Origin of the sequence: Streptococcus mitis subsp. hohhotensis, from assembly GCF_000722775.1 — a bacterium.
Classification (GTDB): domain Bacteria; phylum Bacillota; class Bacilli; order Lactobacillales; family Streptococcaceae; genus Streptococcus; species Streptococcus carlssonii.
Genome location: NZ_JPFZ01000009.1, coordinates 681,465 through 704,711, shown reverse-complemented (window position 1 = coordinate 704,711; position 23,247 = coordinate 681,465). Strand labels below are relative to the sequence as shown.

General features: G+C 38.9%; 17 protein-coding genes, 1 tRNA gene and 2 pseudogenes. 16 read left to right on the top strand and 4 right to left on the bottom strand.

Annotation, left to right across the window (positions count from 1 at the left end):
• Positions 1-65 precede the first annotated feature (65 nt).
• The 9 genes from SK608_RS06030 (at position 66) to ftsY (ending at position 11,349) form a co-directional block, all read left to right on the top strand.
• Positions 66-1,436, top strand: a complete 1,371-nt coding sequence (locus SK608_RS06030) for an AAA family ATPase (RefSeq protein WP_033677339.1) — start codon at positions 66-68, stop codon at positions 1,434-1,436.
• Entirely contained in the window at positions 1,420-2,739 is a 1,320-nt protein-coding gene (locus SK608_RS06025; protein ID WP_082242426.1) for an McrC family protein, read from the top strand. The genes SK608_RS06030 and SK608_RS06025 overlap by 17 nt, the downstream gene beginning before the upstream one ends.
• A gap of 172 nt (positions 2,740-2,911) precedes the next feature.
• On the top strand, positions 2,912-3,898 hold the full coding sequence (locus SK608_RS06020; RefSeq protein WP_000931175.1) for a GMP reductase: 987 nt from the start codon (positions 2,912-2,914) through the stop codon (positions 3,896-3,898).
• Between the two features lie 66 nt (positions 3,899-3,964).
• Positions 3,965-4,036: transfer RNA gene (locus SK608_RS06015), tRNA-Arg, on the top strand.
• Positions 4,037-4,218: 182 nt separating this feature from the next.
• Positions 4,219-4,917, top strand: coding sequence for a ribonuclease III (gene rnc, locus SK608_RS06010; RefSeq protein ID WP_033677334.1), 699 nt, complete (start codon positions 4,219-4,221; stop codon positions 4,915-4,917).
• Positions 4,908-8,447: a chromosome segregation protein SMC gene (smc, locus tag SK608_RS06005; RefSeq protein WP_033677331.1), complete on the top strand. Its 3,540-nt coding sequence runs from the start codon at positions 4,908-4,910 to the stop codon at positions 8,445-8,447. The genes rnc and smc overlap by 10 nt, the downstream gene beginning before the upstream one ends.
• Complete coding sequence (locus SK608_RS06000; protein ID WP_033677329.1) at positions 8,444-9,238, top strand: Cof-type HAD-IIB family hydrolase; 795 nt, start codon at positions 8,444-8,446, stop codon at positions 9,236-9,238. The genes smc and SK608_RS06000 overlap by 4 nt, the downstream gene beginning before the upstream one ends.
• Positions 9,238-10,056: a Cof-type HAD-IIB family hydrolase gene (locus SK608_RS05995; protein ID WP_033677327.1), complete on the top strand. Its 819-nt coding sequence runs from the start codon at positions 9,238-9,240 to the stop codon at positions 10,054-10,056. The genes SK608_RS06000 and SK608_RS05995 overlap by 1 nt, the downstream gene beginning before the upstream one ends.
• A 3-nt stretch (positions 10,057-10,059) precedes the next feature.
• Positions 10,060-11,349, top strand: a complete 1,290-nt coding sequence (gene ftsY, locus SK608_RS05990; protein WP_033677325.1) for a signal recognition particle-docking protein FtsY — start codon at positions 10,060-10,062, stop codon at positions 11,347-11,349.
• Between the two features lie 45 nt (positions 11,350-11,394).
• Here ftsY and zwf read toward each other — a convergent pair whose 3' ends face one another.
• The 3 genes from zwf to SK608_RS05975 all read right to left on the bottom strand — a co-directional run bounded on the left by zwf (position 11,395) and on the right by SK608_RS05975 (position 15,938).
• Complete coding sequence (gene zwf, locus SK608_RS05985) at positions 11,395-12,882, bottom strand: glucose-6-phosphate dehydrogenase (RefSeq protein WP_000096150.1); 1,488 nt, start codon at positions 12,880-12,882, stop codon at positions 11,395-11,397.
• Positions 12,883-13,032: 150 nt separating this feature from the next.
• Positions 13,033-13,773, bottom strand: a complete 741-nt coding sequence (locus SK608_RS05980; protein WP_001096321.1) for an amino acid ABC transporter ATP-binding protein — start codon at positions 13,771-13,773, stop codon at positions 13,033-13,035.
• Positions 13,773-15,938 carry an ABC transporter substrate-binding protein/permease gene (locus SK608_RS05975; protein ID WP_033677323.1) on the bottom strand — a complete coding sequence of 722 codons (2,166 nt, stop codon included), beginning with the start codon at positions 15,936-15,938 and terminating at the stop codon, positions 13,773-13,775. The genes SK608_RS05980 and SK608_RS05975 overlap by 1 nt, the downstream gene beginning before the upstream one ends.
• Positions 15,939-16,109: 171 nt before the next feature.
• Between SK608_RS05975 and SK608_RS05970 the strand changes: the two genes are divergently transcribed.
• The 4 genes from SK608_RS05970 (at position 16,110) to SK608_RS05955 (ending at position 20,777) form a co-directional block, all read left to right on the top strand.
• The gene (locus tag SK608_RS05970) at positions 16,110-17,063 is read left to right on the top strand and encodes a CPBP family intramembrane glutamic endopeptidase (protein ID WP_033677322.1); all 954 of its coding nucleotides are present in this window, start codon (positions 16,110-16,112) and stop codon (positions 17,061-17,063) included.
• Positions 17,064-17,139: 76 nt separating this feature from the next.
• Complete coding sequence (gene uvrB / locus SK608_RS05965; protein ID WP_033677319.1) at positions 17,140-19,128, top strand: excinuclease ABC subunit UvrB; 1,989 nt, start codon at positions 17,140-17,142, stop codon at positions 19,126-19,128.
• A gap of 65 nt (positions 19,129-19,193) precedes the next feature.
• Entirely contained in the window at positions 19,194-19,886 is a 693-nt protein-coding gene (locus SK608_RS05960; protein WP_033677317.1) for a hypothetical protein, read from the top strand.
• 423 nt (positions 19,887-20,309) lie between these two features.
• Positions 20,310-20,777, top strand: coding sequence for an 8-oxo-dGTP diphosphatase (locus tag SK608_RS05955; protein WP_033677315.1), 468 nt, complete (start codon positions 20,310-20,312; stop codon positions 20,775-20,777).
• On the opposite strand, the pseudogene SK608_RS11165 reads toward SK608_RS05955, so the two are convergent.
• A pseudogene (locus SK608_RS11165) lies at positions 20,774-20,851 on the bottom strand (DNA-binding transcriptional regulator); the annotation flags it as partial. The gene SK608_RS05955 and the pseudogene SK608_RS11165 overlap by 4 nt on opposite strands.
• A gap of 136 nt (positions 20,852-20,987) precedes the next feature.
• On the opposite strand from SK608_RS11165, the pseudogene SK608_RS05950 reads away from it, so the two are divergent.
• The 3 genes and pseudogenes from SK608_RS05950 (at position 20,988) to rbsD (ending at position 23,245) form a co-directional block, all read left to right on the top strand.
• Positions 20,988-21,964: pseudogene (locus SK608_RS05950) on the top strand (LacI family DNA-binding transcriptional regulator).
• Positions 21,961-22,872, top strand: coding sequence for a ribokinase (gene rbsK, locus SK608_RS05945; RefSeq protein ID WP_033677313.1), 912 nt, complete (start codon positions 21,961-21,963; stop codon positions 22,870-22,872). Before SK608_RS05950 ends, rbsK begins: the two are co-directional and overlap by 4 nt.
• Positions 22,847-23,245, top strand: coding sequence for a D-ribose pyranase (gene rbsD, locus SK608_RS05940; protein ID WP_000759835.1), 399 nt, complete (start codon positions 22,847-22,849; stop codon positions 23,243-23,245). Before rbsK ends, rbsD begins: the two co-directional genes overlap by 26 nt.
• The last annotated feature ends 2 nt before the right edge of the window (positions 23,246-23,247 follow it).

Sequence of the window (23,247 nt, the reverse complement as noted above, 5' to 3'; positions counted from 1 at the left end):
TTTGCTTCTTGATTAGTGTTATTATATAAAAAATATTATATGTTAATGTTAAAATGGAGGAATTTATGTCGAATATAAGAGTTTGGAAAATTTCAGTTGGCGGGACCAATAACATAAAATTGCATAAGAAATCTTTTAAGGATAAAGTTCTATATATTGGATTTGAAAATATAGAAGAAAAAAATTATCCTTACAGTGGTGAAGAAAAACCTAGAAAACAAGAGAATCAAGTAGCACTCCTTCAACATGGAGTCAGTATAGGAGATTTAGTAGTAGTTCCCAGGAAGAATCTACGGGCTTCTTTTTTGGCTAAAATAATTGGTCCTTATCAATATGTTGAAAATAGTGAGTTCGAAGGGTTTCCAAGACGATTTGAAATCATTCCGATTAGTAAATTTGGTGATTTCCAGTTAAATTCTCTTGAAACCAATAAATGGGACTTTACAACAGTATCTTTATTAACATATTCAAGTCTTGATGAGTTATATATGGATTTTAATATTGAAAAAGATAAGATTGCAGATATTAAAAACGAGGAAAACACATCAGAAAATATCAACGAGTATAAAAATATTTTACTGTCATCCAAAAACCTCATCCTCCGCGGTGCTCCTGGTACAGGAAAAACTTATCTTGCTAAAGAAATTGCTAAAGAATTAACGGATGGCAACGAAGACCAAATAGGCTTTGTACAGTTTCACCCATCTTATGACTATACGGATTTTGTAGAGGGATTGAGACCAGTATCTAATGGAGATGGTACCATTGAGTTTAAATTAGTAGATGGTATCTTTAAGAAGTTTTGTCAGAAAGCTAGAGACGCTAAGAAAACTGGAGGCCAAGATAATTTTGTCTTTATCATTGATGAAATCAACCGTGGGGAGATTTCTAAGATTTTTGGGGAACTCTTTTTCTCTATCGACCCTAGTTATCGTGGTGAAAAGGGAAGTGTTTCTACACAATACGCTAATTTACATGAGACTGATGAGAAATTTTATATCCCTGAAAATGTCTATATCATCTGCACTATGAATGACATTGACCGTTCAGTGGACACCTTTGATTTTGCTATGCGTCGTCGTTTCCGTTTTGTTGAAGTTACTGCTGAAAGCCAATTAGGTATGCTCGATACTGCTCTTGGTGATAAAGCTGAAGAAGCGAAAAAACGTCTAAGAAACTTGAATGTTGCTATCGAAAACGTTCAGGAATTAAATAGTCATTATCATATCGGGCCAAGTTATTTCCTTAACTTGAAGGATGTAGATTTTGACTATGAATCACTCTGGTCTGATTATCTCAAACCGCTTTTGGAAGATTATGTACGGGGTACTTATGAGGAATTTGAAACTCTGGAAACTTTGAAAAAAGCATTTGATCTGATAAATAAGGAGCGAACAGAACCGCAAGATACTGGTGATAATGATGCGGATAACTGATAATCAGCATAGAATTGCTAAGGAAGACTTTGTCGCAGAATATCCCAAACTAAGTCAAGCACTTCTTGATAGAACACTGGATAACCTTTCTAAAGAGGACAATATCTTTATTTTTCCAAATGATTTGAAGAATTCTCCTGACTTAGAGAAGGACCAAAAAATCTTTGAAACAGTTAATCAGAAAATCAAGACTGGAAATGTGATTGGTTTTCTGGGGTGTGGTCAGGAAAGATTAACGATTTCCTCTCGCTTTTCTAATGAGAGTAATGACCATTTTTTGCATTATCTCTTACACAAGGTTCTTAATATCAATCTCACTAGTTTAGATGTTGCTTTGTCTCGTGAAGAGAGGCTTTATCAGCTTTTGATGTATCTCTTCCCCAAGTATCTACAAGCTACAATTCGAAAAGGTCTTTATAAGGAATACCAGCGATTTTCTCATAACGACAGCCATGTTAAGGGAGTGATTGATGTAAGAAACCATCTCAAGAAAAATCTTCCTTTCACGGGAAATATTGCCTACACAACGAGAGAGTTCACCTACGATAATCCCCTCATGCAGTTGGTCCGTCACACTATTGAATACATTAAGAACCAGGAAAGCATTGGTCAAGGGGGACTAGATAACCTCTCAACTAGTCGAGAAAGCGTAGCTGAAATCGTGCGTGTAACCCCTGCCTATAAACTAGCTGATCGTGCTAAGATTATTCGGGTAAATCAATCTAAACCTATACGTCATGCATACTTTCACGAGTACAGAAAGTTACAAGAACTTTGTCTGATGATCCTAAACCAAGAAAAGCACGGTTTAGGGTATCAAGATCAAAAAATTCATGGTATTCTTTTTGATGTTGCCTGGCTTTGGGAAGAGTATGTTCATACTTTGTTGCCAAAAGATTTCATCCATCCACGGAATAAAGAAAAACTAGGTGGTATTTCGGTATTTTCTGTTGGGAAACGGAAAGTATATCCAGATTTTTATCAAGAAGAGCTTAAAATAGTTTTAGATGCTAAGTATAAAAAACTGGAATTGACTGAAAAAGGAATCAACCGTGAGGACTTATTCCAGCTGATTTCCTATTCTTATATTTTGAAAGCTGAGAAGGCTGGTCTTGTTTTTCCGAGCAAGGACAAGGTTGTTGATAATGAGATAGGAAAGCTAGCAGGTTATGGAGCTTTGTTAAAGAAATGGTCTATCCAAATTCCTCAGAAGTCTTCATCTTATCGTGAATTTTGTGAAATGCTAGAAAACTCCGAAGAAATATTTAAAAGTAATATTACTAAAGAACTGGGGAGAAAATAATCTCTCCACTTTTTTGTCTTTGATATAAGAAAAAACCGAACAATATATTTTAATTTATAAAATTATTTGACAAAAACTGTACTTTAGTTTATAATGAATTAAGGAAACGTCGGAAAAGGCGTAGTGATGCGAGAGCATAGGTAGGTCATTACAAAAGAAACGAGACATCGATATGTTAAATGAATTTCCCATTTTTGATTACGAAGATATTCAATTGATTCCAAATAAATGTGTGATTAAAAGCCGTGCAGAAGCGGATACAAGTGTCACTCTAGGAAATCACACCTTTAAACTACCTGTTGTGCCAGCGAATATGCAGACGATTTTGGATGAAAATGTAGCAGAGCAACTAGCTAAAGGGGGTTACTTCTACATTATGCACCGTTTTGATGAGGCAGGACGCATTCCTTTTATTAAACGAATGCATGAGCAAGGGCTCATTGCTTCTATCTCTGTCGGTGTTAAGGATTATGAGTATGATTTTGTTAGCCAGCTCAAGGCTGATGCTCCTGAGTACATCACGATTGATATTGCCCATGGTCATGCAGATAGTGTGATTTCTATGATTCAACACATCAAGAAAGAATTACCAGATACTTTTGTCATTGCTGGAAATGTGGGAACACCAGAAGCTGTACGTGAATTGGAAAATGCTGGTGCGGATGCTACTAAGGTCGGAATCGGTCCTGGTAAGGTGTGTATCACCAAGGTTAAGACTGGTTTTGGTACAGGTGGTTGGCAGTTGGCTGCTCTACGCTGGTGTGCCAAGGCTGCACGTAAACCGATTATTGCTGATGGAGGAATTCGTACTCACGGCGACATTGCTAAGTCTATCCGTTTCGGTGCCAGCATGGTTATGATTGGTTCCCTCTTTGCAGGACACATCGAAAGTCCAGGGAAAACGATTGAAGTCGATGGTGAACAGTTCAAAGAATATTACGGTTCAGCCTCACAATATCAAAAAGGTGCTTACAAAAATGTGGAAGGCAAACGTATCTTGCTTCCTGCTAAAGGTCATCTGCAAGACACTTTAACTGAGATGGAACAAGACCTTCAAAGTGCTATTTCTTATGCAGGTGGACGTCAGGTTGCTGACCTTAAACACGTTGATTATGTTATCGTGAAAAACTCTATCTGGAATGGGGATGCTTCCCACTAAGACGGGCTATCCGTCTAGAAAAAAACTTGTTATTAGAGCAAATTTCTGTTATAATAAAACAAGTTTCCACCCTTAGTGTAATGGATATCACGTAAGATTCCGGTTCTTGAGATGGGGGTTCGATTCCCTCAGGGTGGATATAAACATCCTAAAAAGCCTTTAATAGGGCTTTTTTCTTTATTCTGACCCAAATTTGTCTCTAAAACTGAAAACATTATTTTAAAGAATTCCCAAATGCTTTCCAGTCCCATTTTAGAGTGACTCAGGGGGCTTTTTTTGATATAATAAAAAGGACTGCTATCAGTTAGAAAGAGGTTGGTATGAAAGAATTACAAACTGTACTAAAGAACCATTTTGCAATCGAATTTGCAGACAAAAACTTACTGGAGACTGCCTTTACTCATACGAGTTATGCCAATGAGCACCGCCTCTTAAAAATTTCACACAATGAGCGCTTGGAATTTTTAGGAGACGCTGTTCTACAGTTATTGATTTCAGAATATCTGTATAAAAAATATCCTAAAAAGCCTGAGGGAGACTTGTCTAAACTCCGTGCCATGATTGTCCGCGAGGAAAGTTTGGCTGGTTTTGCGCGTGATTGCCAGTTTGATCAGTTTATCAAGCTGGGTAAGGGGGAAGAAAAATCTGGTGGTCGCAATCGTGATACCATCCTTGGTGATGCCTTTGAAGCCTTTCTTGGTGCCCTTCTTTTGGACAAGGATGTGGCCAAGGTTAAGGCATTTATCTATCAAGTCATGATTCCTAAGGTTGAAGCAGGCGAATTTGAGATGATTACAGACTACAAAACCCATCTCCAAGAGTTACTTCAGGTCAATGGTGATGTGGCTATTCGTTATCAGGTGATTTCTGAAACGGGTCCTGCCCACGATAAGGTATTTGATGTAGAAGTTCTTGTCGAAGGTAAGAGCATTGGTCAAGGTCAAGGTCGTTCTAAGAAACTAGCAGAGCAGGAAGCTGCCAAAAATGCCGTTGAGAAAGGGCTGGATTCATGTATTTAAAGGAAATAGAAATTCAGGGATTCAAGTCTTTTGCTGATAAGACTAAGGTCGTCTTTGACCAAGGTGTGACGGCAGTTGTTGGACCCAATGGATCTGGAAAGTCGAATATTACAGAAAGTCTGCGCTGGGCTTTGGGGGAGTCTAGTGTCAAGAGTCTCCGTGGGGGCAAGATGCCAGATGTTATCTTTGCTGGGACGGAAAGTCGTAAACCCCTCAATTATGCTTCTGTAATTGTGACTCTGGATAATCATGACGGTTTTATCAAAGATGCCGGACAAGAAATCAGAGTAGAACGCCATATCTATCGTAGTGGAGATAGCGAATACAAGATTGATGGTAAGAAAGTCCGTCTGCGTGATATTCATGATCTTTTCTTGGATACAGGTTTGGGACGAGATTCCTTCTCCATCATTTCCCAAGGGAAGGTTGAGGAGATTTTTAATTCCAAGCCTGAGGAACGCCGAGCTATTTTTGAAGAGGCTGCTGGAGTTTTGAAATACAAGACTCGTCGAAAAGAAACTGAGAGTAAACTGCAGCAAACTCAGGACAATCTAGACCGCTTAGAGGACATTATCTACGAGTTGGATAATCAAATCAAGCCTCTTGAGAAGCAAGCTGAAAATGCTCGTAAGTTTCTAGACTTGGAAGGTCAACGTAAGGCTATTTACTTGGATGTTTTAGTTGCTCAAATCAAGGAAAATAAGGCTGAACTAGAGTCGACAGAAGAAGAATTGGCACAGGTTCAGGAACTCTTGATGAGCTATTACCAAAAGCGTGAACAATTAGAAGAGGAAAATCAGAATCTCAAGAAGCAACGCCAAGATTTACAGGCTGAGATGGCCAAAGACCAGGGCAGTTTGATGGATTTGACCAGTCTAATTAGTGATTTAGAGAGAAAATTAGCCCTATCGAAATTAGAATCTGAGCAAGTAGCCCTGAATCAACAGGAAGCACAAGCCCGTTTGGCTGCTTTGGAAGATAAGAGAAATTTACTCAGCCAAGAAAAATCTGATAAAGAAAGCTCTTTAGCTCTGTTAGAGGAAAATCTAGTCCAAAATAATCAAAAACTCAATCGTTTAGAAGCTGAATTGCTGGCTTTTTCAGATGATCCTGATCAGATGATTGAGCTCTTGCGTGAACGCTTTGTAGCCTTTTTACAAGAAGAAGCGGATGTCTCAAACCAATTGACCCGCATCGAAAATGAGTTGGAAAATAGTCGTCAGCTTTCTCAAAAACAAGCAGATCAACTACAAAAGCTGAAAGAACAACTGGCTACAGCTAAAGAGAAGGCTAGTCAGCAAAAAGAAGAGCTTGAAACTGCCAAGGAGCAAGTTCAGAAATTATTGGCCGACTATCAAGCTATTGCCAAGGAGCAAGAGGAGCAGAAAGCTTCCTATCAAGCTCAACAAAGTCAACTATTTGACCGTCTGGACAGTCTTAAAAACAAGCAGGCCAGAGCTCAAAGTTTAGAAAATATCCTGAGAAATCATAGTAACTTTTATGCAGGTGTTAAGAGTGTTCTCCAAGAAAAAGACCAACTTGGTGGGATTATTGGTGCAGTCAGTGAGCACCTGACCTTTGATGTGCATTATCAAACTGCCCTAGAGATTGCGCTTGGAGCCAGCAGTCAGCATATCATCGTAGAAGATGAACATGCGGCAACCAAGGCCATTGATTTCCTTAAACGAAACAGAGCCGGTCGTGCGACCTTCCTCCCTTTGACAACTATTAAGGCGCGTACGATTTCTAGTCAGAACCAAGATGCTATTGCTGCAAGTCCGGGATTTTTGGGCATGGCAGACGAGTTAGTTACTTTCGATACTAGACTGGAAGCCATTTTCAAGAACTTGCTAGCTACGACGGCTATCTTTGATACCGTAGAACATGCTCGTGCAGCAGCTCGCCAGGTTCGTTATCAAGTTCGTATAGTGACTTTGGATGGGACAGAATTGCGTACAGGTGGTTCTTATGCGGGTGGTGCCAATCGCCAGAATAACAGCATTTTTATCAAGCCAGAACTGGAACAATTACAAAAAGAAATTGCTGAAGAAGAAGCAAGTCTTCGTTCAGAAGAAGCATCTTTGAAGACCTTACAAGATGAGATGGCTAGATTGACCGAATCATTAGAAGCTATTAAATCTCAAGGAGAGCAGGCTCGTATTCAGGAGCAAGGCCTGTCTCTTGCTTATCAGCAGACCAGTCAGCAAGTGGAAGAGTTAGAAACGCTTTGGAAACTTCAAGAAGAGGAATTAAATCGCCTTACTGAAGGAGATTGGCAAGCAGATAAGGAAAAATGCCAAGAGCGCCTTGCTACCATTGCCAGTGACAAGCAAAATCTGGAAGCTGAGATTGAAGAAATTAAGTCCAACAAAAATGCCATCCAAGAACGCTATCAAAACTTGCAGGAAGAGCTAGCGCAAGCTCGCCTGCTTAAGACAGAACTGCAAGGGCAAAAACGTTATGAAGTGGCTGATATTGAACGCCTAGGTAAGGAACTAGATAATCTCGATCTTGAACAAGAGGAAATCCAGCGCCTTCTTCAAGAAAAGGTTGACAATCTTGAGAAAGTTGATACGGATTTGCTCAGTCAGCAGGCCGAAGAAGCCAAAACTCAGAAAATAAATCTCCAACAAGGTTTGATTCGCAAGCAGTTTGAATTGGATGATATTGAAGGTCAACTGGATGATATTTCCAGTCATTTGGACCAGGCACGTCAGCAGAATGAAGAGTGGATTCGCAAGCAAACACGTGCTGAAGCTAAGAAAGAAAAGGTCAGCGAGCGCTTGCGCCATCTACAAAGTCAATTGACAGACCAGTATCAGATTAGCTATACTGAGGCTCTAGAAAAAGCACATGAGTTGGAAAACCTTAATCTGGCAGAGCAAGAGGTGCAGGATTTAGAGAAGGCTATTCGCTCACTGGGTCCTGTCAATTTGGAAGCTATTGACCAGTACGAAGAAGTCCACAATCGTTTGGATTTCCTAAATAGTCAGCGAGATGACATTTTGTCAGCAAAAAACTTGCTCCTTGAGACCATTACAGAGATGAATGATGAGGTCAAGGAACGCTTTAAATCAACCTTTGAAGCTATCCGTGAGTCCTTTAAAGTGACCTTCAAGCAGATGTTTGGTGGAGGTCAAGCGGACTTGATATTGACTGAGGGTGACCTTTTAACAGCTGGTGTGGAGATTTCTGTTCAACCTCCAGGTAAGAAAATCCAGTCTCTTAATCTGATGAGTGGTGGTGAAAAAGCTCTATCGGCTCTTGCCTTGCTCTTCTCCATTATTCGTGTCAAGACCATTCCATTTGTCATCTTGGATGAGGTGGAAGCTGCGCTGGATGAAGCCAATGTAAAACGTTTTGGGGATTACCTCAATCGATTTGACAAGGACAGCCAGTTTATCGTCGTAACCCACCGTAAGGGAACTATGGCAGCGGCTGATTCCATCTATGGAGTGACCATGCAAGAATCAGGTGTCTCAAAAATTGTTTCGGTTAAGTTAAAAGATTTAGAAAGTATTGAAGGATGACAATTAAACTAGTAGCAACGGATATGGACGGAACCTTCCTAGATGAGAATGGACGCTTTGATATGGATCGCCTCAAGTCTCTCTTGGCTTCCTATAAGGAAAAAGGGATTTACTTTGCGGTGGCTTCGGGTCGGGGATTTCTATCCTTAGAAAAATTATTTGCTGATGTTCGTGATGATATTATTTTCATTGCGGAAAATGGTAGTTTGGTAGAGTATCAAGGTCAGGACTTGTATGAAGCGACTATGTCTCGTGACTTTTATCTATCAACTTTTGAAAGGCTGAAAACGTCACCTTATGTAGATATCAATAAACTGCTCTTGACGGGAAAAAAGGGAGCTTATGTTCTAGATACGGTTGATGAGACCTATTTAAAAGTGAGTCAGCACTATAATGAAAATATTCAAAAAGTAGCGAATTTGGAAGCTATCACAGATGACATTTTCAAATTTACAACCAACTTCACAGAAGAAACGCTAGAAGCTGGAGAAGCTTGGGTCAATGAACATGTTCCTGGTGTTAAGGCCATGACAACTGGCTTTGAATCTATTGATATTGTTCTGGACTATGTCGATAAGGGAGTGGCCATTGTTGAATTGGCTAAAAAACTTGGCATCACAATGGATCAGGTTATGGCTTTTGGAGACAATCTTAATGACTTACATATGATGCAGGTTGTGGGACATCCTGTAGCTCCTGAAAATGCACGACCTGAAATTTTAGAATTAGCAGAGACAGTGATTGGTCACCATAAGGACCAGTCGGTTATAGCTTATATGGAGGGCTTATAATGGCAGATATAAAATTGATTGCATTGGACTTGGATGGGACCTTGCTGACTACTGATAAAAGGCTGACGGATCGTACCAAGGCAACCTTGAAAGCTGCGCGTGATCGTGGTATCAAGGTCGTATTGACAACTGGTCGTCCCTTAAAAGCTATGGCTTTCTTTCTCCATGAGCTAGGGACTGACGGCCATGAAGATGAGTATACGATTACTTTTAATGGTGGTTTGGTTCAGAAAAATACAGGTGAAATCCTTGATAAGACAGTCTTTTCATATGATGATGTAGCACGCTTGTATGAAGAAACAGAGAAATTATCACTGCCTCTTGATGCCATTTCAGAAGGAACTGTTTATCAAATCCAATCGGACCAAGAAAGTCTTTATGCCAAATTTAATCCAGCATTGACCTTTGTTCCAGTGGACTTTGCAGACTTGTCTAGTCAAATGACTTACAATAAGTGCGTGACTGCCTTTCCTCAAGAACCCTTGGATGCAGCCATTCAAAAGATTTCTCCAGAATTGTTTGACCAATATGAAATCTTTAAATCACGTGAAATGTTGCTAGAGTGGTCACCAAAGAATGTTCATAAAGCAACAGGATTGGCTAAACTAATCAGTCATCTGGGAATAGAGCAAAGCCAAGTCATGGCCTGTGGTGATGAGGCTAATGACCTTTCTATGATTGAGTGGGCAGGGCTCGGTGTCGCCATGCAAAATGCTGTTCCTGAAGTCAAGGCAGTCGCAAATGTAGTGACGCCAATGACCAATGATGAAGAAGCTGTTGCCTGGGCTATCGAAGAATATGTGCTAAAGGAGAACTAAGATATGGGATTATTTGACCGTCTATTCGGAAAAAAAGAAGAACCTAAAATCGAAGAAGTTGTAAAAGAAGCTCTGGAAAATCTTGATTTGTCTGAAGATATTGAGACTACCCTTACAGAAGCTGAGGAAGTTCCTCAAGAAGATGCAGAGGTTGAAAGTTCTGAAGAAGCTCTGCTCCAAGAAGAGGAAATCCAAGGCACAGTTGAAGAAAGTCTGGATTCAGAGCCAGTTGTAGAAGTTTCTCAAGAAGAAGTCGAAGAATTTCCAAACTCACAAGAAGTTTCAGAGGAAGAGAATACTGAGCTCTTAGAGACTGTAGAAGAAAATAGTTCTGAAGTTCTTGAAGCAGAAAGGCCTCAGGTAGAAGAAACTGTTCAGGAAAAATATGACCGTAGTCTTAAGAAAACTCGTACAGGCTTCGGAGCTCGCTTGAATGCCTTCTTTGCTAATTTCCGCTCTGTCGATGAAGAATTCTTCGAGGAACTGGAAGAATTACTGATTATGAGTGACGTTGGTGTCCAAGTCGCTTCTAACTTAACAGAGGAGTTACGCTACGAAGCCAAGCTTGAAAACGCCAAGAAACCTGACGCACTTCGCCGTGTTATCATTGAGAAATTGGTTGAGCTTTATGAAAAGGATGGCAACTATGATGAAAGTATCCACTTCCAAGATGGCTTGACAGTCATGCTCTTTGTCGGTGTTAATGGTGTCGGGAAAACAACTTCTATCGGGAAACTAGCCCACCGCTACAAACAAGCAGGTAAAAAAGTTATGCTAGTTGCGGCAGATACCTTCCGTGCTGGTGCCGTTGCCCAATTAGCAGAATGGGGACGCCGTGTGGATGTTCCAGTTGTGACTGGACCTGAAAAAGCTGACCCAGCCAGCGTAGTCTTTGATGGCATGGAACGTGCCGTAGCTGAAGGTATCGATATTCTTATGATTGATACTGCTGGTCGTCTGCAAAATAAGGATAACCTCATGGCTGAGTTGGAAAAGATTGGTCGTATCATCAAACGTGTTGTACCAGAAGCACCACATGAAACTTTCTTGGCTCTTGATGCATCAACAGGTCAAAATGCCCTGGTACAGGCCAAAGAATTTTCAAAAATTACCCCTTTGACAGGAATTGTCTTGACTAAGATTGATGGAACTGCTCGAGGTGGTGTTGTTCTAGCTATCCGTGAAGAACTCAATATTCCTGTAAAATTGATTGGATTTGGTGAAAAAATCGATGATATTGGAGAGTTTAACTCAGAAAACTTTATGAAGGGTCTCTTGGAAGGCTTAATCTAATTAGAAGTAAAAATCCTGCAAGGAACAAACTTGCAGGAAATTTTTTTATTCTAAACGACCATCTTGACGATAGGCGATATCTGGTTGCCAAGTCCATTTGGCACCGAATTTTTCAAGTAGATCAAAGCTAGCTTGAGGTCCCATGCTTCCAGCTTTATAGTCATGAAGTGGGGCACCATTTTCAGCCCAGAGTTCTTCGATACGGTCAATCAATTTCCATGACGCACCAACTTCATCCCAGTGGCTAAAGTTAGTTGAGTTATTATTTAGGACATCATAAATCAATTTCTCGTATGGTTCTGGAGAAGCACCAGTTGCGGTCGCATCTGTACGGTAATCCAGTGAGTTAGGAGCCAAGTTAAATTCTTCTCCTACTTGTTTCCCATTTAGGCTAAGAGAGAAGCCTTCTGTTGGTTGGATATAGATGGTCAAAATATTGGGAGCAAGTGGTTCTCCAAAGATAGAGTCCATTTGTTTAAAGACGATGTTGACATGAGTTCCTTTTTCAGTCAGACGTTTACCAGTACGGAAGAAGAAAGGAACGCCACGGAAGCGATCGCTGTCTACAAAGAAGGCACCAGATGCAAAGGTTTCAGTTGTTGATTCTGGATTCACATTTGGCTCGCTACGATAAGAGATATATTTCATGCCATCAATCTTACCTGAACGGTATTGACCACGGATAAAGTGTTCTTTAAGCTCTTCATCTGTTGGATGATAGAGGTTTTTAAAGACCTTAATCTTCTCAGCACGAATCTCGTCTTTTGTGAAGCTTGCTGGCTTGTCCATAGCAAGGAGAGAAAGAAGTTGCAAAGTATGGTTCTGTACCATGTCGCGGAGGGCACCAGATTGGTCATAGTAGCCACCACGTTCTTCTACACCCAAGCGCTCTGCAAAGGTAATTTGAACATTGTCGATAAAATCCTTGTTCCAAACGTTTTCAAAAATCAGGTTGGCAAAGCGAACTGCAAAGATACTTTGGATCATTTCCTTACCAAGATAATGGTCAATACGGAAAATTTGCTCTTCGTCAAATGTTGCTAGGAGTTCGTCATTCAACTTGCTTGCAGTTGCGTAATCTGTACCAAATGGCTTCTCAACGATTAAACGTTCAAAACCTTTACCATCCACAATGTTTTCAGACTTGAGGTGTTTTGCGATAGTTCCAAAGAACTGAGGTGCCATAGACAAGAAGAAGAGCTTGTTGTGTTCAGCTTGGTACTTGTCATTTAGTTCAGCCTGCAATTGACGCAAAGCAATGTAGTGTTCTGTATCATTGACATCATGACTTTGATAGTAGAAGTGGCTAGCGAACTCTTGAGCCTGTTCGGTACTATCTGCCAAATCAAGGATTGATTCGACTACTACAGATTCAAAATATTCCTTGCTCCAAGGACGACGGGCAGTTCCAATAACGGCAAAGTGCTTGGAAAGATTGCCGGATTTATATAGTCTAAAAAGGGAAGGGTAGAGCTTGCGTTTAGCCAGGTCTCCACTCGCACCGAAAATTGTAACAATAACCTTAGATGACATCTAGCTACCTAATTTCTATTTTTATTCCTAGTCTTGCTAGGTATGAGGAAACCTCATTTCATAAACTTAATTCTAACATAATTTTCCGAAAAATCAAAAAATCCAATACGAGATAGAAAAAAACTGCAAGGAAATCCTTACAGTTTGAGTTTAGACGTTTAAGACCTTGTCCAAGAACTCTTTCAGACGTGGGTGTTGTGGGTTGTCAAAGATTTGATCTGGTGTTCCGTCTTCAAGGAATTCACCATCTGCAGTAAAGATAACGCGGTTGGCAACCTGACGGGCAAATCCCATCTCATGGGTTACGATAATCATGGTCATACCTTGCTCAGCCAATTCTTTCATAACGTTTAGTACGTCCCCGACCATCTCAGGGTCAAGGGCAGAAGTTGGTTCATCAAAGAGCATGATGTCTGGATTCATTGCAAGTCCACGAGCGATGGCCACACGTTGTTTTTGACCACCTGATAGGCTATCTGGGTTGGCATTAGCTTTATCTGCTAGTCCAACCTTTTCAAGCAACTCCATTCCCAATTTCTCAGCTTCTTCCTTAGTCATCAACTTGTGCTCAATAGGGGCAAAGGTAATGTTGTCCAATACAGACATGTGTGGGAAAAGGTTGAAGTGTTGGAAAACCATTCCGATATTTTCACGGACGTGGTCAACATTGGTTGTTTTTTCAGTTAAGTCATAACCGTTCACAGTGATGTGACCGCTCGTAACTTCTTCTAGAAGATTGAGGCTACGGAGGAAGGTTGACTTACCAGAACCTGAAGGACCGATGATACAAACAACATCTCCTTCATAGAACTTAGTCGTAATTCCTTTTAGGACTTCATTTTTTCCGTAGTTTTTGTGTAAATCATTTACATCAATTTTTAATTTTGCCATTAACGAATCCTCTTTTCTAAGCGTTTCGCTAGTCTAGTCAAAAGTGTGATAATTACAAGATAGAAGATAGCAAGAATTGCATACATCTTGAAACTTTGGTAGTTACGGGCAATGATAATCTTACCAGTTTGGAAGAGTTCAACCAAACCGATAGCAGATACGATGGTTGTATCTTTAAGAGCGATAACGAATTGGTTAACAAAGTTTGGCAACATCAATTTAGTTGCTTGTGGCAAGATAATCTTACGCATGGTTTTTCCATAAGAGATCCCCAAGCTTCGGCTGGCTTCCATTTGACCAACCGGAACGGCCTGAATACCACCACGAACGATTTCAGCGATATAAGCCGCTGCATTGAGAGATAGGGCAATGGTACCAGCTACAAAGTCGTTTATTGGGCTTTGTTGGCCTGTGATAGACTCGATGAAGTTTGGAATTCCCCAGAAGATGAAGGCTGCAAGAATCATCAAAGGAATACCACGGATAACGTCAACGAAAATTTCAGAGATTACACGAAGAGATTTGTAGGGGCTAACGCTAAACATACCGAAGATAATCCCGATAACAATGGCAATAGCAAATGAGATAAGAGCTAGAGCAAGAGTGATACCAAGACCACTAAGGAGTTGTTTGTAGTTGTTTTGAAGCAAGCCCCAGATAGTTGTCTCATCAACAGTGCTTGTTGAAGCGGTTGAAGACTCACTAGCTAGGTATTTATCAAGAATCTTTTGGAATTCTCCGTTTGCTTTAAGGTTTGCAAGTCCGTTGTTGAACATTTCAATCAATTCTGGATTTGCTCCTTTTTTAACGGCAAAGGCTGTTTCACCGATTGGAGTTCCAGCGATTGGAGTTTTCAATTTTTGTCCTTGACTAATAGAATATTTGAGAACAGGTTCATCATCCATAACGGCATCAATGGCACCAGTGTTTAAACTGTCATACATTGAAGAACCATCAGCGAAGGTTTTGATTTTGTAGCCGTATTTGCTTTGATTTTCTGTTAGGAAGGTTTGAGAAGCAGTTCCGTTTTTAACACCAACTGTCTTCCCTTTCAAATCTTCATAAGAAGCAATGGTACTTGATTCTTTGACACCAAGGATAGTATTGGCAGTGTAGTATGATTCTGAGAAGTCAAAAGTTGCCTTACGAGCATCAGTGACAGACATACCAGCAATGATACCATCAGCTTGTCCAGCTTGAACAGCACTGATAGCGGCATCGAAACCAGGGTTGATGATTTCAATTTCAAAACCTTGGTCTTTAGCAATTGCCTTAATCAATTCCATATCAATACCAGTAAATTGGTTACTTGAGTTTTGGAAAACAAAAGGTGCAAAAGAAGAATCGCTAGCAATGATATATTTAGCTTTAACAGGAATGGCTTTTAATCCTGCTAGAGTAGTTGTAGTTGGAACTGCTGAAGATGATGAAGCAGTCCATTTCTTGATGATTTTATCAAGACTACCATCTTTTTTCATTTCAGCCAAGGCTTGGTTAAATTCAGTAACCAGGTGCTCGTATTTGCTACCTTTTTTAACACCGAAAGCAAAGCTACCTACAGCTTCACCGTCCATTTCAATATGGAGGTCTTGACCTTGGTTAATGGCATACTCGATAACAGGTTTGTCATCCATCATGGCATCGATGGCACCAGCACTCAAGCTGTTGTTCATCAAATCACTAGTGTCAAATGTTTTAATAGTAAAGCTGTATTTATCTTTGATTGTTTCAAGAAAACGTTGAGCAGCAGTTCCGTTTTTAACACCAACGGTTTTGCCAGTTAATTGGTCATATTTATTAATCTTGTGTGCCTTTGTAGTTGCAATGACAACTTTTGTATCATAGTAAGTATCAGACATGGTGAAGACTTTTTCACGTTCTTTAGTCTTTGTCATCCCTGCCATGATAGCGTCAGCTTGACCAGCTTGAACTGCATTTACCGCTGCATCAAATCCAGGATAGGACATCTGAATATTCCATCCTTTAATCTCTGCGACTTTATTAATAATGTCAACATCAATTCCTTTATAAGTTTGATCTGAATCTTTAAACTCAAAAGGTGCGTAGGCGGTATCAGAAACAATCTTAATCGTTTCAGCTTTCGCAATACCTAATGAGAAAATTGGGAATAAAATTAGCAAAAATGCTAGAAATTTTTTCTTCATTTTTAGTCTCCTTTTCCGAATATTTTCCCATTATATCAGAAAAAGTAAAAAAAGGCAAATTTTTATATTTCTGTGTCAGAAAATATAACATTGTTTTTTCCTTTTCTTTCTTGAATTGCTACTATAAAGTGCTATAATAATAGTATATATAGAAGAAAAGAGGACAGGGATATGAAGAACAAAAGAATATTTAAAGACTTCCAAGCTTCAAAAATGAGTTTAAACATTTACACAAGCCCCTTGTTAGCCTTTGCTTTTGTCTTCATAGGAGAGTTTGTGGCTTATACTCTGTATGGTATTAGTTTGTTAGCTCTCATCGGACTTGCTAGAAATTTTGGAGAGGCTGGTCAAAATCTTGCAACCTACTTGCAGACCTTGCAGCAGAGCTTGATGGATAAAACAAGTGACTTTCATTTAATTTTAGATTTACTGGCCTTTGGTTTTATACTCAACACTGTGTTCAGATGGACTAGAAAAGTTGAGAAAAGACCTATTCGAACCTTGGGATTTTATAGAGAGAATTTCCTCAGCAGTCTTCTGAAAGGATTTGGCCTAGGTTTGGCACTTTTTCTTCTGACCTTGTTAGGTTTGGTGGCCTTGGGGCAATATCGTTTTGAGTCTATTCACTTAAATCCTTATTCTCTTATCTTTGTTGTCTTTACTATCCCATTTTGGATTTTACAGGGGACAACAGAAGAAGTGGTGTCCCGTGCTTGGCTCCTTCCCCAATTGGCCTCAAGAACCAATCTAAAACTTGCTGTTCTTATATCTAGCCTGTTCTTTACCCTGCTTCATATGGGTAATTCGGGTCTCACACCTCTATCTCTAGTGAATCTCTTTTTATTCGGAGTTGCCATGTCCTTATATCTTCTTAAAACAGATACTATATGGGGTATAGGTGGTATTCATGGAGCTTGGAATTTCGCACAGGGAAACCTCTTTGGAGTATTAGTTAGTGGTCAGTCTTCAGGAACCTCAATCATGAAATTTACTCCACAAGGCAATCAAGACTGGCTATCTGGTGGGTCTTTTGGTATTGAGGGTTCCATCGTGTCCAGTATTATTTTGTTTCTGCTGATTGTCTATCTCGCTTATCAATTAAAGAAAGAAAATGAAAGGATGTGACTTCGGTCCGTCCTTTTCTTCGTGAAAATGTTACAAGTATGCTAAAATAGGAATAGCACATGGAGAGAGGATTCTTATGATTAACCGCATTACAGATAATCAATTTAAACTAGTATCAAAATATCAACCATCAGGAGATCAACCCCAAGCTATCGAGCAGTTGGTAGATAATATCGAGGGTGGAGAAAAAGCTCAGATTCTGATGGGGGCGACTGGAACAGGGAAGACCTATACCATGAGTCAGGTCATTTCCAAAGTTAATAAACCAACTCTGGTCATTGCCCATAACAAGACTCTTGCAGGTCAGCTCTATGGGGAGTTCAAGGAATTTTTCCCTGAGAACGCTGTTGAATATTTTGTATCTTACTATGATTATTACCAACCAGAGGCTTATGTCCCTTCTAGCGATACCTATATCGAGAAGGACAGTTCAGTCAATGACGAGATTGACAAGCTCCGTCACTCAGCGACTTCAGCCCTTCTAGAGCGTAATGATGTCATCGTTGTGGCTTCTGTCTCTTGTATCTATGGTTTGGGTTCGCCTAAGGAATACTCTGATAGCGTGGTTAGTCTCCGTCCAGGTCTTGAGATTTCGCGTGATAAACTCTTGAATGATTTGGTGGATATCCAGTTTGAGCGCAACGATATTGATTTCCAACGGGGCAGATTTCGTGTGCGTGGGGATGTGGTGGAAATTTTCCCAGCTTCCCGTGATGAACACGCCTTTCGAGTGGAATTTTTTGGAGACGAAATTGACCGTATTCGTGAAGTTGAGGCTCTGACGGGTCAAGTACTAGGAGAAGTGGATCATTTGGCGATTTTCCCAGCTACTCACTTTGTGACCAATGATGATCACATGGAAGTTGCCATTGCTAAAATTCAGGCCGAATTAGAAGAGCAACTAGCTGTCTTTGAAAAGGAAGGCAAATTGCTTGAAGCTCAGCGCTTGAAACAGCGGACAGAGTATGATATCGAAATGTTACGCGAGATGGGCTATACCAACGGGGTTGAAAACTATTCACGTCACATGGATGGACGGAGCGAAGGTGAGCCTCCTTATACGCTTCTCGACTTCTTTCCAGATGATTTCTTAATCATGATTGACGAGAGTCACATGACCATGGGACAAATCAAGGGTATGTACAATGGAGACCGTTCTCGTAAGGAAATGCTGGTTAATTATGGTTTCCGCTTGCCATCAGCCTTGGACAATCGACCTCTCCGACGGGAGGAGTTTGAGAGTCACGTTCATCAGATTGTTTATGTTTCAGCGACACCAGGTGACTATGAAAATGAACAGACCGAGACAGTGATTGAGCAAATTATTCGTCCGACAGGGCTTTTGGATCCTGAGGTGGAAGTCCGTCCAACTATGGGACAGATTGATGATCTCTTAGGTGAAATCAATACCCGTGTTGAAAAGAACGAGCGAACCTTTATCACAACCTTGACCAAGAAAATGGCAGAGGACTTGACCGACTACTTCAAGGAAATGGGCATCAAGGTCAAGTACATGCACTCAGATATCAAGACTTTAGAGCGGACAGAGATTATCCGTGACTTGCGCTTGGGTGTCTTTGATGTCTTGGTCGGAATCAACCTGCTCCGTGAAGGGATTGACGTTCCTGAAGTAAGCTTGGTAGCTATTCTCGATGCTGACAAGGAAGGTTTCCTTCGAAACGAGCGTGGACTCATCCAGACCATTGGACGTGCTGCCCGTAACAGCGAAGGTCATGTCATCATGTATGCGGACACGGTTACCCAGTCTATGCAACGTGCCATCGATGAAACTGCCCGCCGTCGCAAAATCCAGATGGCTTATAATGAAGAGCATGGTATTGTACCACAGACAATCAAGAAAGAAATCCGTGACCTGATTGCCGTGACCAAGGCAGTTGCTAAGGAAGAGGACAAGGAAGTTGACATCAATAGCCTCAACAAACAAGAACGCAAAGAACTCGTCAAGAAACTAGAAAAACAAATGCAAGAAGCTGTTGAAGTGCTTGACTTTGAACTAGCAGCTCAGATACGTGATATGATGCTGGAAGTCAAGGCGTTGGATTAGGGGAATTATAATTATTTGTATATAATTAAGTATGTTTAGAAATAAAATTTAAGAAATGAGATATAATGATTAATAAAACTACTATAGTAACTTTTGAAAAAGAATTTAAGAAAAAATTATTAGAAAAATATTCAGAAGAAACAGTGTTACAAGAGTATAGACTTGGAAATTTTGTAACCGATTTTGCAATTATAGATTATAATACAAAAGAAATTATCGCAATTTTTGAATTAAAAATAGGTAGAGTAGACTCGTTTTCCAGACAACAATTGTCTGGATTTAATAGTAGAATTAAACAACTTCTTCAGACTAATGGTATGGATGTACCAGTTTATTATGTTTTAAAGAGTAATGAGGATCAAGCGATTTTTACGATCAATAGACTATTTCAAGTAGTGGATGATGAGCAAAAATCTCAATTTACTTTCAAAGAAGTAGATTTACCATCTTATGAAGAATTATTAGCACGAAGCTCTGCAACTGCAATTTATGAAAAAGAGAGACAGAAGCAAGAACAAAGAAAAAGTTTAAAAGAAGCTTTTAATAGTTTGAATTACATAAGCCCAATTCTAGCGCTTACTATATTTATAATATGGGGATTGTTTAAGTGTTTAAAAATTGAACTAACATGGATTGATTTAGCTTTTTTGTTAACTAGTTCTATATTTGCAGTATTTCCTTTTGTAAAGAAGATTGATATTACTCAATTCGGTTCAGTAGAGTTTAGAAATGATGAGGAAAGTTTTAAAGATAAATAAATGTTATTTCTTTAATATTACAATATTATCTTTAATTATTACTAATCTGGTTAATTTATATCTAACAGGTGTTAAGATTACTAATAGTAAAACATATTGAAAAAAAGAACCAATTGTAGTGAAACATCAGACTATGTTAAGAACTATTGATCTTACATTTGTACTTATCCAAATTATTCTAGGTCTGTTTGGTTTAAACTTGACACTGTTTTATGGAATATCTGATTATTTTGACTTTGCTTAACTTTGTTTATTAATCTATGGATTATTTTTAAAAACAAGAATCTTCCAAAGGCGTTATCAGACTTTTTCAGGCTTTTAGAGGATTCTTGACCCATGACATTCATGAATATCAATCCTCTGGTTATGAAATTTAAAGTAAAAATATGATAGAAAATTAAATCTTAGAAAGCGAGTAAATTTATGTCCCGCTCCCAATTAACGATTTTAACAAACATTTGTCTGATTGAAGACCTTGAAACTCAGCGCGTGGTGATGCAGTATCGCTCTCCTGAAACCAATCGCTGGTCTGGTTATGCCTTTCCAGGAGGCCATGTAGAAAATGGCGAGTCTTTTGCGGAGTCTGTCATTCGTGAAATCTACGAAGAAACAGGATTGACTATCCAAAATCCGCAACTGGTAGGCATTAAAAATTGGCCACTAGATACAGGTGGGCGCTATATTGTCATTTGTTATAAGGCGACTGAGTTCTCTGGTAGCCTTCGCTCTTCAGATGAAGGAGAAGTTTCTTGGATTCAAAAAGACCAGATTCCAAACTTGGATCTGGCCTATGATATGTTACCCTTGATGGAGATGATGGAAGCTCCGGACAAGTCGGAGTTTTTCTACCGCCACTGTACAGAAGATGGCTGGGAGAAAGAGATTTTTTAGTCTTTTACTAAATAACCAAGTTGATCCAAGGCCTCCTCGATATAGTGGAGGTCTTGTTGTGTTTTCTGTCTAATAGTAATAGAAGATTAGGAAAAAACATATATACTCTGAAATAAATTTAAAATATTTCTAAAAAAGTATTGACAAAAACAAAGAAAACGCTTACTATATACATAAGGGAACGGTTCCACAATATAAAAAGGAGGAGTGATGACTACAATAAAACAGGTTGCTGAAGAAGCTGGAGTATCAAAGTCAACAGTTTCAAGATATATTTCGAAAAAAGGCTATGTCGGAGATGATGCGAGAGAAAAGATAAAAAATGCTATCAAGAAATTAAATTACACACCAAATGTATTAGCACAATCTTTAAAAACTAAAAAAATCAAATGGTAGGACTCTTATTGCCAGATATTTCTAATCCCTTCTTCCCAAGATTGGTTCGAGGAGCCGAATCATATTTGAAAGATAAAGGTTATAGGATTATGGTTGGTACTATTTCAGATCATGATTCGTTAGAAGAATATATAAACCTTTTGTTAAAAACAAATGCAGCTGGTATTATAACAACACTTGACTTTACAAAGGAATTTCCAAATCTAACATTACCTGTTGTTGTGGTTGACCGGATTAGTAAAGATACAGGCTATGGTGTTTTTTCTGATAATCAGTTGGGTGGACGTTTGGCTGCTAAAGCAATTTGGAATGCTGGCGCTAAGCAAGTTATGATTATTAAAGTTTTAGATGATAAAGCTGAGAACATTGCGGAACGATTTGAAGCCAGTTTAAACTATTTGAGCAATAAATCTTTAGAGATTTGTATTGAAGAAAGTGAAACGTTTGACTTTGAAAAAATTCAAAAAGAAGCTAAAGAGAATCTAAAAAGAAATCCAAATATTGATAGTATTATAGCACCTTCTGATATTCATGCGATAGCTTATATTCATGAAATTTTAGCAATTGGGAAAAAAATTCCAGATGATATTCAAATCATTGGTTATGATGATATTGTACTTAGTCAATTTATTTATCCTTCTTTATCAACTATCCACCAATCATCATATAAAATGGGAGAACAGGCTGCAAAGCTAATCTATAATATGGCAAATAAGTTCTCTATAGATGAAGCTAAAATTAAACTCCCTGTTAGGTACATAGAAAGAAATACATTAAGGAGAAAGAAATGAGTAAAATTGTTGTTGTTGGAAGCATTTCAATGGACTTAGTTATGAGAACAAAAAGGATTCCAGAAGGAGGTGAAACGATTTTTGGGGATTCATTTAATATAGTTCCAGGTGGAAAAGGTGCAAATCAGGCTGTAGCTATTGGTAGATTATCCAGTGTAGAAGATAATATTTACATATTTGGGGACGTTGGGGAAGATATTTTTTCAGCAGATTTACTAAGCAATCTGCAAAATAATAATATTTCTATAGAATATGTGGGAACGGTACCACAATCTACAGGAGTTGCACAAATTACTTTATATGGAGGTGATAATAGGATTATTTATTATCCCGGAGCGAATAATTTAGTTAAAACAAATGATTGGAAAAATGAGTGGGAATTGATTAGTGATGCAAGTATTGTTGTATTACAAAATGAAATACCACATGAAGCCAACTTATCTATAGCTAAATTTTGTCAAGAAAATAAAGTTAAGGTACTTTACAATCCTGCACCAGTTAGAGAAACAGACATAGAGATGATTCCTTTTTGTGATTTTATTACTCCTAATGAGCATGAATGTTCAGAGCTTTTTCCAGATAAGAAATTAGAAGAAATTATTAAAATTTATCCTAATAAAATGATTGTGACATTAGGAGTTGAAGGTTCTATTTATTATGATGGGACAGCAGTTCAGAAGATTCCTGCTATAAAAGCAGAAGTAGTTGATACTACAGGAGCAGGAGATACGTTTAATGGTGCTTTTGCTTATGCTATCTCAAAAGGAAAAGAGATGAATGTTGCATTGTCCTTTGCAACGATTGCTTCACATCTTTCTGTTCAAAGATTTGGAGCGCAAGGAGGCATGCCGAGTTTGAAAGAAATAAAGGAGCATTCAGGATATGAAGAAATATGGGATTTTAAATAGTAATATAGCAAAACTAGCTGATGATTTAGGTCATATGGATTTGGTTTGTATCGGAGATTTAGGATTGCCAGTTCCAAAAGGTGTTGATAAAATTGATTTAGCATTAAGAAAAGGCAGTCCAAGTTTTTTAGAAGTTTTAAAAGAATATTCAGATCATGTACTTATTGAAAAAATTTTCTTAGCAGAAGAAATTAAGGAAAAAAACAAAGAACAGTGGCAAGCAGTTCTAGATCTTTTAGGATCGAATATAATTATTGAATATATTAGTCATGAAGAATTGAAAGCTATGAATACTAAAGTTAAGGCAGTTATTCGCACTGGGGAAGATACACCATATTCGAATATAATCTTGCAATCAGGAGTTATTATTTAGAA